Below are 14,340 nucleotides of genomic sequence, written 5' to 3'. Positions count from 1 at the left end.
TGTAGATTTTCTATATAAAAACTCATGTACGGGGCAGAAAAAACCAATTATGAAAGTGGACTTAAATTTTGAAATGAGTGGTTACTCGCTGTTCATGCAGAATAAGATTAAACTATCTAGTAATTCATATTCAGTTCATAACTTTTTTATATACTCTTTATAACAAAGCTAGAAAGGAAGCATATTTATATGAAACAAACCAAAGAAAAAAAGGGATGGCGCCAATTCTTGCAATTAGTCCAGCAAACGAAACCTTCCAAATTAATGATAGGAATCGCTCTCATATTGAGTTTAACTACCACAGGTGTCGGATTATTAGTACCGCTTTTCACTAAAAATCTCGTGAATGATTTTTCTATGAGTGCATTAAATGCCAAAAATGTCTCGTTTCTCGTTATCGCTATTCTTGCACAAGCATTAGCTAGCGGATTTTCTATTTATTTATTGAATCGAATCGGTCAATCAGTTGTAGCAAGTATTCGCGATAGACTATGGAAAAAGCTACTGGTACTACCAGTTAGTTATTTTGACGAACATCCTTCAGGAGAAACGGTTAGTCGCATGACAAATGATACATCTGTCGTAAAAGAATTAATATCCGATCATTTAGCCAATTTTGTCGCAGGGATTATTTCAATAATAGGTTCAATTATTGTATTGTTCATCCTTGACTGGAAAATGACATTAATGATGTTCATCTCCATACCTTTAGCAGCGTTAATCCTAGTGCCATTAGGAAAATCAATGTACAAAATCTCAAAAGGCACCCAAGATGAAACAGCAAAATTTACCGCTATACTTCAACAGGTATTATCGGAAATCCGCCTTGTTAAATCTTCCAATGCCGAAGAAAAGGAATATGGCAATGGGAAACGCGGCATTACCAATCTATTGCACTTTGGCTTAAAAGAAGCAAAAGTGCAATCATTGATCAGCCCCATCATCACCCTAGTCATGATGATTCTTCTTGTTTTATTATTAGGCTACGGTGGCATGCGCGTATCATCTGGAGCTTTAACTGCAGGTTCTTTAGTGGCTTTTATCATGTATTTATTTCAAATCATTATGCCAATGGCACAAATGGCTAATTTCTTCACTCAATTCCAAAAAGCAACAGGTGCAACTGAACGTATCATTGCTATTTTGGAATCTGAAAAAGAACTTGATGCAGCTGAAGAAGTACAAAATATACATGAATCCATCAAAGTGGAACATGTAAACTATAGCTATAACATGAAAGATCAAATATTAAAAGACATCAACTTTAACATAGAAGCGGGTAAAGTCACTGCTATTGTTGGACCAAGCGGTAGTGGTAAAACGACTCTATTCTCACTATTTGAACGCTTCTATAGTCCAAATAGCGGAAGAATCTCAATCGGTGGTAAATCTATCAACGATTTCTCTCTTTCCTCTTGGAGAAGTCAAATTGGCTATGTATCACAAGAGAGCCCCATCGTATCTGGAACAATCCGCGATAATATCTGCTACGGCATGAATCGCGAAGTAACTGATGAAGAGATCGCTACCGTTGCAAAAATGGCGTATGCAGATCAATTTATCGCTGACCTTCCAAATGGATACGACACAGAAGTGGGCGAAAGGGGGATGAAGCTATCTGGCGGACAGCGTCAAAGAATAGCAATCGCTCGAGCATTTTTGAGAAATCCTAAAATTCTAATGCTTGATGAAGCAACTTCAAGTCTTGATAGCAAATCCGAAAAAGTCGTTCAGCAGGCATTAAATGACTTGATGAAAGGCCGCACAACAATTGTTATTGCCCATCGTTTATCAACGGTTATCGATTCTGACCAAATTATTTTCCTTGAAAAAGGGAGAATCACAGGTAGCGGAACACATCGGGAATTATATCAATCACATGATTTATACCATGAATTCGCAGATCAACAGTTACACAAAATCGAAATGGAATAGTTCCATCGAAGGGGATGAAAAAGATGACAAAACTATTGATTGTTGATGATGACTGTCATATTCGAGAGCTTTTACAACTCTTTCTCAAAAAAGAAGGTTTCGATCTTTACGAAGCCTCCGATGGTGTAGAAGCAATGACACTATTAGATAAGATAAAAATCGACTTAGCTATCATCGATATCATGATGCCCAATATGGATGGTTGGCAGCTATGCAAAGAAATTCGTGATTTCAGTGATATTCCTATATTGATGCTGACAGCAAAAGGCGAAACTGCACAAAAGGTAAAAGGTTTTAGCCTAGGAGCAGATGATTATCTTGTAAAGCCTTTTGAACCAATAGAATTAGTAATGCGTGTTAAAGCATTATTGAAGCGATATCATATCACAATTTCTCAATCCCTTCAGATTGACGAACTTAAAATGAATCGAAAAACGCATGAGATCATATTTAGAGATCAAGAATACACCATTCCCTTAAAAGAATTCGAATTGTTATTTAAACTAGGAAGTTATCCCTCAAAAACTTTCTCGCGTGAAGACTTAATAGAGGATATTTGGGGATATGACTATGAAGGGGATGAACGAACAGTTGACGTGCATATTAAAAGATTAAGAGAACGATTTTCAGAGAAAGAATTCCCATTCCGTATCAAAACTATCTGGGGATTAGGCTATCGTTTGGAGTTGATGAAATGAAGGTCAAGCAATGGATGAGACAACTTTTGCATAGTTTCCTATTCATATTATTTTTAGTAGGGAGCTTTTCACTTTCCTTCTATTTAATTGGATTGCTCCATTTCCAACTTTCTGATTATGTGCGGTATATCATCTCGATAGTTGCAGGTATAAGCTTGATGATTGTATTTGGGGCTATCATTCATTTGTTTACAAGGAAGAGGCACCAACATATGTATGTAGAAATCATTGCGGCCCTTCATAAAATTGCAAATGGTGACTTTAATGTTTATCTAGATTTTAATTTAGATCAAAGAAATGGGTTCAAGGAACTTGCAGATCATTTTAATCATATGGTGAGACAATTACAACAAATGGAGGATATGCGTCAAGAATTCATCTCCAACGTTTCTCACGAAATTCAATCCCCTCTTACATCCATTGTTGGATTTACGCAAGCTCTTCAGCATAATCATTTATCTGTTGAAGAAAGAAATCATTACCTTAGTATCATCGAAACAGAAAGCCGTCGCTTGTCTAAGCTTAGTGATAATTTATTAAAATTGACATCACTGGAGTCTGATCATCAGCCCTTTGAGAAGAACCAATATCGCCTTGACCAACAAATTCGTTCTATTATCTTATCGAGCGAGCCCAATTGGTTACAAAAAGATCTGGAGCTAGAAATTTCTTTAGATAAGGTCACCGTATGGGCAGATGAAGATTTGATGAGCCAAGTTTGGGTAAACCTTATTCATAACAGTATTAAATTTACACCGGCAAAGGGCAAGATGAAGATTCAATTAAATCAAATGGGGGACAAGGCTATCGTTACCATTTCAGATACCGGCATTGGCATTTCTGAAAAGGATCAGCTACATATATTCGAGCGATTTTATAAAGCTGATCAAGCTAGGGAACGCTCCAAAAGCGGGAGTGGGCTGGGTCTATCCATTGTAAAAAAAATAATGGATATGCATAATGGGCGTATTACTGTTCATAGTGAAGTTCAAGTGGGGACAGCCTTTTCGGTTATATTGCCAATTGCATGATTCTAGTAGAAGCATAGCGTTTATTCGTAAATTTATTGCCACCTCATATTTCTATTTAAAATCTGATAAAAAAGCCTCTTAGAATTACATTAATGTACCTTTTTAAAGGACATCTCAACATTCCAAGAGGCTTTTTTAATCAGGTGTATTCATTAGGGGAAATTTGGCGTAATTCTTAAAAAACATGTAGATTGGTCGACTCCCCTAGGAAAGCGAGCAAGCCGTAATGGAAATCAGCGAATACACCCTATTTAATGAAAAAAACTGGATAAGAAACACATCTGATTAGATTTTATATTTTTACAGGCCATGAATAGAAGTTATGCCTTTTTGATGAATGCGTAGACATAGCCAATCAATGCTCCGGCAATCGCTGGGATTGCCCAACCTAGGCCCATTTCGTAAAATGGCAACACACTAGCATAGAACTTTTCAATTGAATCTAAAAAGCCTACTTGCGCTTCTGGCAAGCTTGCAACCAACGATTTATATCCGTCAATCAAGCTTACAAAAAATGTTAAAAACATAGATGTTGCATATACACTTCGACGTGCTTTAAAGAGAGGTGCCATCAATGTTAATAAAATAAGTACAATCGCTAATGGATATAAAAACATTAATACAGGAATGGCGAATTGAATAATATTATTTAAACCAAAGTTTGCAATAACAAATGACACGAAACATAAGATGAACACAAACCACTTATAACTTATTTGTGGGAACACTTCATGGAAAAATTCACTACATGAAGTGATCAAGCCAATACTTGTTTTCAAACATGCTAAAACAATAATGATTGCTAGTAGGACACCACCGAATGAACCAAAGTAATGTTTCGCAACAGCCGCAAAAATAAGACCACCATTTTCAAGTGATCCAACCACTTTAACACTTGTTGCCCCCATAAATGTGATAAAACCATAAATAAGCATCATAAGTGCCATAGCAAAAATCCCTGATTTCCAGGTCGCCTTTGCAATTTCCTTTGTACTTGTAATACCTTGCCCCTTGATCGCATTGATCACAACAACACCGAAAGCCAATGATGCAAGAGCATCCATCGTATTGTATCCTTCCTTGAAACCTGTCATGAAGGCTTGGTTGACATAATCTCCTACTGGATTTTTAAAACTCCCCATTGGAAAAATAAAACTTGTAATAATCAAAATAAATAAAAACACTAAAAATGCAGGTGTTAAATATTTACCGATATAATCCATAATTTTCGCTGGATTTAGTGAAAAGTAATAGACGATTGCAAAGAACACCAGGCTAAATAACCCGAGTGCTAGTGCAACATGATCGGACGAAACATATGGTTCAAATCCTACTGCAAACGGTACTGTAGCTGTACGTGGAATGGCGAAGAATGGTCCTATCGTCAAATAAAGAGCTAATGAAAAAACAAGTCCGAATATTGGATGAACACGACTTCCTAGATCACGTAAACCATTACTATTGGATAAACCAATTGCTAAAATGCCCATAAATGGTAGACCGATCGCGGTTACTAAAAATCCAATGAGTGCAGGCCAGAAATGTGTACCTGATAGCTGTCCAAGCTGAATCGGGAATATTAAATTACCTGCTCCAAAGAACATGCCGAAAAGCATTGTTCCGATAACTGCATATGTTGAGAAAGATATTTTTGATGGCATAACGAATCTCCTTATTACTTAAATTTTTTATTTTATATAGTAATTTTAGTATATTACCAATATTCTTACGAAACAACAAGAGTACAAGAGTAAAAAAAGCAACTATCCGCATAAGACAGTTGCTTGTGTAATATAATTCACCCTAAAAGCTACTAAAGGATTTTATGAAATGCCCGACTCTCAATCATTAGATAATCGATCAGACACTGATTATCCAATTTCATCCATTAAAATATGTTGTTTTCAAGTCTTGTGGAGAGATATATACTACTAGTTGGCTTGGTATAAAGTGAAACTCCATCAGTGGGGGTTTTCTTCATCCCCCACTAAAATAGAGGAACTCAGGTTAAAAGCGCCACGTCCTGTGGCAACACCTGAAGGACCAACATCTTGTTAGCCCGAACCAATCGGACTTTTACAGGCAGTTTATCCCCCATCTATCTTTTTCGTTTCTCTTTAAATCTTGAGATGGGGTCTTACTGCTCGTTAAAGCGGTATAAATGGAGAAGTTCTTCGTGGCTATATTTTTCTCTGTTTAGCGGTAAAGTCTGAGATGTAAAAATAGGAAGCGAATGGATCAAATCCTGTAGTGATTGCTGCACAACTCCATTCTCAAATTGATGGAAAGGCACAGGTAGCTCATCCTCATCTAATATAAAATAGTCTCCATTAGGAAAAACTAAAAGATCAATGATCAAATCTTCAAAGGATAACATCACATCTGTAAAATGAGTGTTTTTGACAATATTAAAATAAGAGCCTAAATAAGCACCATTTTTGTCTCTCCAAATATACAAATTATAAGGACGATCCTTCCAATAATAAGCAAGCGTGTAACTTCCTTTTGGGATGGTCAATTCATACGAGTTCCCTTTCATCGTAAAAGATTCTTCGATTTTGTGAAAAAGCGTGATTTTTTGATCTTTTACTTCTAATAGAACACAATCTGTTTCTACAATCGTTGAATCATATCGAATTTTTCGTTCGATGATTTTCTTTTCCTTCTGATTAGTCGCTTGCATAGAATATGTCATTATAAAAATTCTCCTATCTGCCATCTTATACATAATATTATTACACCCATTAGGAAAAAATAAAAAAGAATACTACTATATCATTTCAGGCCTATTGATTATCCAATTTAATCCATGAAAATAGGGGAATTTATTGATTGCAGCGAAGGCTTGCTCGCTTTCCTGCGGGCGAACGCTGGGGACAACAGGATGTTGGTCACGGAGTCGTTGCCACAGGACGTGACGCCCTTAGACTCCGTTCCTTAATCGCTACGCTGCGGGTTCTCATCTATTCGCTTTTCCCGCGGGACGTTGAATTTTCTTCCTCGAATCACACCGCACGAAGGAAATGCTTGCATTTTCGAGGACTCGAGCAAGCCGCAGCGAAGATCTATATAAATGGTCTTAAACATACAGGGTTTTTCAAAAACTATACCAAACAGACACCCCCTAATTTTGTAAAATCAACACGCGTGATATCATTTGCTTTATATTAAACTCTTAGTTATTTTCATTAGGATAAATAAACATACAAAACCACATGATGACATAAAGTGAAAGGAACACAGGAATTTTTCCTACTGTTAAACCAATCAGATTTTTACAAGCAGTTGATTCCTACTTGGTTCTCTGCTTTTTATGTATAAGTTATAAGCAATCGCTTATGAAAGAACACTTGGAATCTTAAAATGAAGGCCTTACTAGTTGTTAATGTGGGATAAAAGGTGCCTATAAGTTGACAAATAGAAGAGTATACATTAAATTTAAGTTCATCTGTTGTTTACATAGGGATGTTACATAGAAAGAGTCTAGACCACTCTTTCTACGTAACAATTAGTCTTTCGGTTATTTACACTCAGCACTTATTGATACGCCTGATGTGCTCCACTGCCAATTGCCGGTAAAACTTTTGCCTTTGTAAACAACACACCAAATCATTAAGCCTGCATAGATTGTGAATGCTAGTGTCATTAGTACTGCCAATAATACAAGATACCAAGCATCACATTTAACTAATTTGTTTTCAAAAGAGTTAGTGGCTCTTGCTTTTAGCGTATTGAAAAAAGACATAATGTAAACAAAAATGCTATTAACGGTTGTCGCTACCATTTTTCTCACCTCCTTTCGATGTCATTTCAAGTATCCCTTTTATCATCATCATTCCATCTCCAAACGGAGGAAGAACAAAAAGCAAGTGGATTAGAAAAAAACCTCCTACAATTTGAATGATCAAGTAGGGACTAAACAAAAGAAGAAACCCTATGAATCCACATATCAAAGGACCAGAGATTGCTACAAGAACCAGATTTTTTCCGCTAACTTTATAGGAAGGAACAATAGAAATCCTATGCCAATTTTTTTCTATTGTCATTTCACCAGTCTTATTTATTATTTTAAAAACGATAATATGACTATATTCATGCAATAAATAAGAAATCACTAATCCTACACTAAGCACTGCATAGTAGATAGCAAGTTCAGCTACCCCGAAATATGCTAAAAATATATAAATACCTATAAAGAAAATCGTCAGGAACAACAGTTCATATTTATAAAATTTTAAAAAAATCAAAAAGAAATTCAGTAAGTTGATCCTATCTATACTTGTCTTTTTTAGCATTATAGGTGATTAATCTCTTTTCTTAATTGATCCTGTTTATTTTTTAGCATATTATATATTTGGAAAAACACAATAAAAATGACGACATATACAGCAAATACGATAATAATAGGCGTAAAATTCTCAACACCAAAATTTAACTTTACTGTCCCATCCTTTTTTTCAACATTATCAAAAAATAGTGCCTTGAAGAATATCGTTCTTTTTCCTACCTCTCCCCCTCCATTGAATAACATATAGAGAAACGCTCCGGTCAATGTTATTAATGTAGCCACAAATGCGGCAATGATTGAATTAATAATCACTATTAAATTCTTCAAAAACTCTCCTCCTTCAATTTTACAAGTCCTAACATGCTCAAATAAACGACCATACACACTAGCATCATAAATAGGATGATGTTGTATAAAACAGATAACTGCAAGATAAAAATCATAAAGGCTAAAAAAATACCTAAAGAGAAAATGATGAAAAAGCTGATCATAATCGAGAATGGATTATCCTCATAAGGAGGGAACAATATTCCAACTAATGAAAACATCAATACAGATACGACAATCACTGCTAACGCCTCTATACTATGCCTATCGAATAACCCTAAAACCACCATGCATATAAGCATCGGAATCGAATAAAATACGATATTGATCAATTGGCTGCCTATCAAATAAATATAATCTCTTAAAACGCTATAATCTATTTGCTGAGTTAATTTTCTTAATGGATTTGTATTCACAAAATGATAGATACCATTAAAAGCGATAGGTAATAGCGAATATAATAAATATTCATGGTAACCATTAGCAAAGAGGATAAAAAAAACTAAGTAAGAAATCGCCACATAATTCATGGTATCTTCTTTTCTCATAATGCTATAAAGATAACTTGTGAACAAATTGATTTGTTTTTTTCGTATGGATACATATACATATTTCTGTGAGGACATATAAGAGTTGTCAGGTATTATAATCACCAAAATAACGAAACAAATGCTAACCGCTAAAAAGATTAAAGATGTAATGAAAAGATTAGAATTCCACATAATCCATGGCCATATAATGGCGATATGAAAAGATGGATCTTTGTGATCTAGATAGGAAAGGATTATATCCTCTACTATGAATCTTGAATTAGCATATAGTTCAAAAAAAATCAAAGAAAAGAATATAATAATGAAAACATCTTTTAATTTTACTAATTTAAAAATATTGATGATATATAAGAGTATTTTTGTAACTACCTGTAATAATAGATATGCAGTGATGCTTGTAAAAAAAATACAAGTTATCAATTGTGGAAGAAATTGAAAATGATATTTAATCACTAAAGAAATAATGACCGACGATGACAATATCGATATCAGCAAAATGGATATAGCCATTTCAAAAATTAAAAGTGCGGTATTACGTTCTTGCATCGTCACAGGAAATGTAAAAGTCAATTTTAAAAAATCAGTTGATTTCATGAACAACATTTTAACAAAAATAAAAATGATGAGGGTCCATAATAATATAGTAACCGTATATACTGTCAGGATTAATCTGATTCCAGCAGTCTGATTTTCTATTCCTTCAAAAAAAGTATAAATGATAAATGTCAAACCACTTAGTATCAGCAAAAAAACAAAAATAATAGAAAATCGAAACAAGGGATTTTTTAAAGGTCCTAAATTTAAAACTTTTCTTATAAAATATAACTTAATAATTTGAAAAAGATTGAAGACCTGACTCGATCTCACTTTTAACCACATCCATATTTATTAAGTCCATGAATATTTTTTCTAACGTCGTATTTTTTATGTCTTGTGTAAGCTGATCTAAGTATATTTTACCATCATACAAAATAACCACCCTTTCACATAACTCCTCTACTAAGTCTAAGTCGTGTGAACAAAAGAGTATCGTACCACCTTCTTTTACATAATTGTTTAGGAGTAACTTTATGATCATTTTGGATTCCACATCAATACCATTTAGGGTTTCATCGATGATTAACAATTCAGGATTGACTAAAAGAGCACAAATGATTTGTAACTTTTTTTTCATCCCAAATGAATAGGTTTCAATTATTTCATAACAAGCATCATCCAATTTTAGATAACGAAGGAAGAAATCAATTTCCTCTTGAGCGATCTTCTTATGATAAAGACGTCCCAGTAAATGGATATATTCCATACCATTTAAAAATTCAGGGAGATAATCATCACTGGGTAAGTAAAATATTCCACATTTAACTCTTATATCCTGCATTGATAATCCATTAAATTGAATCTTCCCTTCTTTTAGCTTTAATAAATTACAAATCAGTTTGATCAAAGTAGTCTTGCCACAACCATTTGGTCCAGCAATTGCGGTAAATTCTCCTTTATTGATCTTCAGATTAATATTCTTTAATACAGGATTGTCCTTTTTATAAAAAAAGCTCACATTGTCTATTTCTAAAATAGTAACACCTCCTAAAAATATAATAACATAAATATTGTAAATTTAGATTAAATAATACATGCAATTTTATATATAATTGTAAAATATCCTCTTTTTTACTTTTAAATAATTTTGTTCAAACCTTATACTTTTTTCAATGGTAATCATTTTCTTCACTTTGAGCTCTACTATCCAATCTGCAATTAAACTTTCGCTTCTTGTTGCCGTCAATATGGACATGCAAAAAAACTGAGTACAGCTCCATTTTGTACTCAGTTGAAAAACTCAGATTTACGTTATTCAATCGTGTTAACGAACAAATCTTCATACAAAGATCTTGCTGCCCGTTAATGTGCGTTAAACTTTGGGAGAGGATCATCTAATTTGGACCAGTCCTCGTTCATTTCAAGATCGGTTAATAAACATCGATCTAATTGTTGCTCAATTTGATCTTGATTTATCCCTATTCCTATTAACACAATCTCGGTTTGGCGATCTCCATAAACCGGATCCCATCTTTCTTTTAGGGTAGGGTCTTCATAAAATTCCGCCTCTTGTTCTTCAGGAGATAAGTTTGCTATCCATTCGCCAGCACCCTGAAGCTGAATAGATGCACCTGCCTGCGAAATCATTCCAGGTATATCACGGGTTGCCAGCCAAAAGAAACCTTTTGCTCGTACAATTTCAGAAGATAAATTTTCTAACCATTCGAACCATCTTTGCGGATGAAATGGCCGCTTTCTACGATAGACAAATGACGATATACCATATTCCTCTGTTTCAGGAGTATGCTCTTCATTTAGCTCTTTGATCCAGCCAGCACCTTCACTTACTTGGTCAAAATCAAATAAATGGCGATTTAATAATAGATTGGGTGAAATGGATCCATTACGAACGATATGCTGCTCAGCTATAGGATTCACTTTTGCTAAAAAGGCCTGAAATCTTTCCAAATATTCTGGTGTCACTAAATCTGATTTTGTAATACATAAAATATTGGCAAACTCGAGCTGGTCAATCAACAAATCCGAGACATCCCGTTGATCATCAGGATCATCGGTTTGCCGACATTCTAATAACGTTTCACCGCTTTCATAATCGTGCCAAAATCGGTTGGCATCAACGACCGTAATCATTGTATCTAGATAACAATGTGGTGTTAAATCGATCCCTGTTTCTTCATCGATATACGTAAAGGTTTGCGCCACGGGGATTGGCTCACTAATTCCTGTTGATTCAATAACGATGCCATCAATGTCCCCTTGCTGAACTAATTTTTCAACTTCAATCATTAAATCTTCCCGTAATGTACAACAAATACAACCATTTGATAGTTCTACTAGTTTTTCTGTTGTTCTTGAAAAGCCTTGGTTTTCCACCAATTGCATATCGATATTGACTTCACTCATATCATTCACAATAACAGCTAGTTTTTTTCCTTCACGATTATCCAATAAGTGATTCAAAATCGTTGTTTTTCCTGCTCCTAGATAACCACTAAGCACCGTAACAGGTATTTTATCCATATTATTCTCCCATTCTTTTAAAAAGTAATTCTTTTGCTTTTTTATAGAGTAATGTTAGTAAGACACCAAAGACCATCCAAAGAGCAATACTTGCCCCGGGTGGTGTTCCTATTTTATAAGAGCTTACTAGGCCTAAAAACGTACAAACGATAGAAACAAGCGTTGCAATTATAAATACAAAACGAAATCTTGACGTTAATTGGATGGCTATAGCAGCCGGTAAGATAATAATGGCTGAAACAAGAAGCATGCCGATCATTGGGATCATCATTGAAATCAACAGCCCAATTACTGCGCTAAATGAGAAAGAGAGAATCTTTGTTGAGATACCTGCCACCCTTGCAACATCTTCATTGAAAATCATCGTATACAGTGAACGTTTTGTCACCGCAAAATAGATGAAAATACCGATTGTTACTAGGAAAAACACATTAATCTGGTGTTGAGTAACTGTTACGATCGAGCCAAACAAATATTGATTCATCGTTTTTGTACCGCTTGGACTAATAGACATTAAACAAAGGGCAATGGATAAGCCAGCCGCCATCATAATCGCAATCGAAACATCGGAGTAACTTTTAAAACGAAATCGTAAAAATTCAATCAGCAAAGAACCTAAAACAACGATCATCACGCTCATCCATTCAGGAGATCTTCCTAGCACTAAACCTACTGCCACACCTGCTAAAGCAATATGGCTCAATGTATCGGCGATCAGTGATTGTTTCCGCATAATCAAAAATACGCCAATAATCGGTGCAATCACTGCTATAAGCATTCCTGCTAGTAATGCTCGTTGCATAAAAGCTAATTCAAACAAGGTTCATGCCTTCTTTCAAGATGAATGATTTGGTCGATATATGGATTAAGTTCATGAATATGGTGTGTAATCATAACAATTGTCACTTGAGGGCACATGCTCTTTACTATTTTATAAAACATATGGCGCGTTTTTTCATCCATCCCAGTAGTTGGCTCATCTAATAATAGAATATCTGGATTCGACATAAATGCTCTTGCCACACATGCTTTTTGTTTTTGACCACCAGATAATTTTCCGATAGGTTGATTTACTACACTTTGTAATTCAAATCTATCAATCATTTCTCTAGCTCTTTTTTTATCATCTTTTGATATCCGTTGATACCATTTTTTCGATTCCCACAAACCGGATACGATGAATTCAAAAACTGTACTAGGAAAATCTTGTTCAATTGATGAAATTTGTTGAGGTACATAACTTACTCTTAAATGGCTGGGCCATTGTCGTAGTCCTTTCCATGGTTTTAACAGTCCTACTAACAATTTCATAGCAGTTGTTTTGGCTGCACCATTTTCACCTGTCATCGCTACAAATTGACCTTGTTCAATTGAAAAAGAAAGATTCTCTATTACAGCATTTTGCGAGTAGCCAAATGTAACATTTTTTAAACCAATTATCGACTTTGTCATTCTCTATTCATCCTTTAGTTCAAAGCTTTTTGCAGTACTTTTAAGTTCTTTTCCATAATAGTGATATAGGTTTCACCATTCTTTTGATCCTTTTCACTTAAACCTTCTAGTGTATCTAACACAGCTGTCTTTGCATGTAATTCGTTCGCTAATGTTTCCGCTACCTTAGAAGATGCGTTTTCTTCAAAGAAAATCGTATTGATGTTATGTTCTTTCGCAAATTCTTTTAGCTCTTTTAATTCTTTAGCACTTGGTTCATTGTCAGGTGATAACCCCGCAATCGGCACTTGTTTTAATCCGTAAGAATCTGCTAAATAGCCAAAAGCCGCATGCTGTGTGATGATTTCTTTATTTTTGACATGGCTTAATGTTTCTGTATATTGTTGGTCTATTTTTTCTAATTTTTGAATGTAATTGTTTTTATTTTCTTCGTACACCGCTTTGTTTTTTGGGTTTAGTTTGATTAACCCATCTGCAATGTTTTCAACTTCTTTTATAGCCATCTTAGGACTTAACCATAAATGCGGATCGAATTCATGTTCATGTTCTTCATGTGCATGCTCCTCATGCTCTTCAGCCTCTTCCTCATGCTCTTCGGCTGTGAAAGGAAGAAGATCGATCCCTTTAGATGCATCAATGATCGATAAATCCTTCGAATCTACTGTATCTTTCACATCGTCAATCCAAGTTTCCATATTTTCATTATTATAAACGAGCGCATCTGATTTCTGGATTTGTTCTAGATCTTTTGCTGCTGGTTCCCAATCATGTGGTTCGACGGAGGAAGGAATAAGCATAGAAACATTTGCTTTATCCCCTGCCACCTCTTTTGTAAATTCATACATAGGATAAAAACTTGTTACAATGTCGATTTTGCTTTCTTTTGATGTATCGCCAGATTTACTTGTAGACTGACAACCTGCAAATAGAACAGATGTTACAAGTAAAGCTGCTGCAAATACGTGCTTTTTCATTTTATT

The 14,340-nt window shown here is 34.9% G+C and carries 14 protein-coding genes; 3 read left to right on the top strand and 11 right to left on the bottom strand.

The window, feature by feature from the left end:
* The first annotated feature begins 189 nt into the window (after window positions 1-189).
* From FEU33_RS01880 to FEU33_RS01870, 3 genes are all read left to right on the top strand, one after another.
* Window positions 190-1,935, top strand: a complete 1,746-nt coding sequence (locus FEU33_RS01880; RefSeq protein WP_146547761.1) for an ABC transporter ATP-binding protein — start codon at window positions 190-192, stop codon at window positions 1,933-1,935.
* Between the two features lie 23 nt (window positions 1,936-1,958).
* Window positions 1,959-2,633, top strand: coding sequence for a response regulator transcription factor (locus FEU33_RS01875; protein WP_146547760.1), 675 nt, complete (start codon window positions 1,959-1,961; stop codon window positions 2,631-2,633).
* 212 nt (window positions 2,634-2,845) lie between these two features.
* On the top strand, window positions 2,846-3,664 hold the full coding sequence (locus FEU33_RS01870) for a sensor histidine kinase (protein ID WP_244950953.1): 819 nt from the start codon (window positions 2,846-2,848) through the stop codon (window positions 3,662-3,664).
* A 320-nt stretch (window positions 3,665-3,984) separates the two neighbouring features.
* On the opposite strand, the gene brnQ is transcribed toward FEU33_RS01870, so the two are convergent.
* The 11 genes from brnQ to FEU33_RS01815 form a co-directional block, all read right to left on the bottom strand.
* Window positions 3,985-5,325 carry a branched-chain amino acid transport system II carrier protein gene (brnQ, locus tag FEU33_RS01865; protein ID WP_146547758.1) on the bottom strand — a complete coding sequence of 447 codons (1,341 nt, stop codon included), beginning with the start codon at window positions 5,323-5,325 and terminating at the stop codon, window positions 3,985-3,987.
* 476 nt (window positions 5,326-5,801) lie between these two features.
* The gene (locus tag FEU33_RS01860; RefSeq protein WP_146549864.1) at window positions 5,802-6,347 is read right to left on the bottom strand and encodes a DUF402 domain-containing protein; all 546 of its coding nucleotides are present in this window, start codon (window positions 6,345-6,347) and stop codon (window positions 5,802-5,804) included.
* 837 nt (window positions 6,348-7,184) lie between these two features.
* A complete protein-coding gene (locus FEU33_RS01855; protein WP_208220457.1) occupies window positions 7,185-7,448 on the bottom strand; it encodes a hypothetical protein in 264 nt (87 codons plus the stop codon).
* A complete protein-coding gene (locus tag FEU33_RS01850) occupies window positions 7,429-7,959 on the bottom strand; it encodes a hypothetical protein (protein WP_146547757.1) in 531 nt (176 codons plus the stop codon). The genes FEU33_RS01855 and FEU33_RS01850 overlap by 20 nt, the downstream gene beginning before the upstream one ends.
* On the bottom strand, window positions 7,959-8,279 hold the full coding sequence (locus tag FEU33_RS01845; protein WP_146547756.1) for a hypothetical protein: 321 nt from the start codon (window positions 8,277-8,279) through the stop codon (window positions 7,959-7,961). The genes FEU33_RS01850 and FEU33_RS01845 overlap by 1 nt, the downstream gene beginning before the upstream one ends.
* The gene (locus FEU33_RS01840; RefSeq protein ID WP_146547755.1) at window positions 8,276-8,809 is read right to left on the bottom strand and encodes a hypothetical protein; all 534 of its coding nucleotides are present in this window, start codon (window positions 8,807-8,809) and stop codon (window positions 8,276-8,278) included. Before FEU33_RS01840 ends, FEU33_RS01845 begins: the two co-directional genes overlap by 4 nt.
* 847 nt (window positions 8,810-9,656) lie before the next feature.
* Window positions 9,657-10,385 (bottom strand): ABC transporter ATP-binding protein, encoded by a 729-nt coding sequence (locus tag FEU33_RS01835; RefSeq protein ID WP_244950951.1) that lies wholly within the window; start codon window positions 10,383-10,385, stop codon window positions 9,657-9,659.
* Between the two features lie 344 nt (window positions 10,386-10,729).
* A complete protein-coding gene (locus FEU33_RS01830) occupies window positions 10,730-11,908 on the bottom strand; it encodes a GTP-binding protein (RefSeq protein ID WP_146547753.1) in 1,179 nt (392 codons plus the stop codon).
* A gap of 1 nt (window position 11,909) precedes the next feature.
* Window positions 11,910-12,728, bottom strand: coding sequence for a metal ABC transporter permease (locus tag FEU33_RS01825; protein ID WP_243881224.1), 819 nt, complete (start codon window positions 12,726-12,728; stop codon window positions 11,910-11,912).
* Window positions 12,716-13,360 (bottom strand): metal ABC transporter ATP-binding protein, encoded by a 645-nt coding sequence (locus tag FEU33_RS01820; RefSeq protein WP_146547752.1) that lies wholly within the window; start codon window positions 13,358-13,360, stop codon window positions 12,716-12,718. Before FEU33_RS01820 ends, FEU33_RS01825 begins: the two co-directional genes overlap by 13 nt.
* A 14-nt stretch (window positions 13,361-13,374) precedes the next feature.
* A complete protein-coding gene (locus FEU33_RS01815) occupies window positions 13,375-14,334 on the bottom strand; it encodes a metal ABC transporter substrate-binding protein (protein ID WP_146547751.1) in 960 nt (319 codons plus the stop codon).
* Between the last annotated feature and the right edge of the window lie 6 nt (window positions 14,335-14,340).

The organism is Rummeliibacillus suwonensis (assembly GCF_007896435.1).
Lineage (GTDB): Bacteria > Bacillota > Bacilli > Bacillales_A > Planococcaceae > Rummeliibacillus > Rummeliibacillus suwonensis.
Note: the sequence above shows the minus strand (reverse complement) of the source record. Positions and strands in the feature narration are given on the sequence as shown.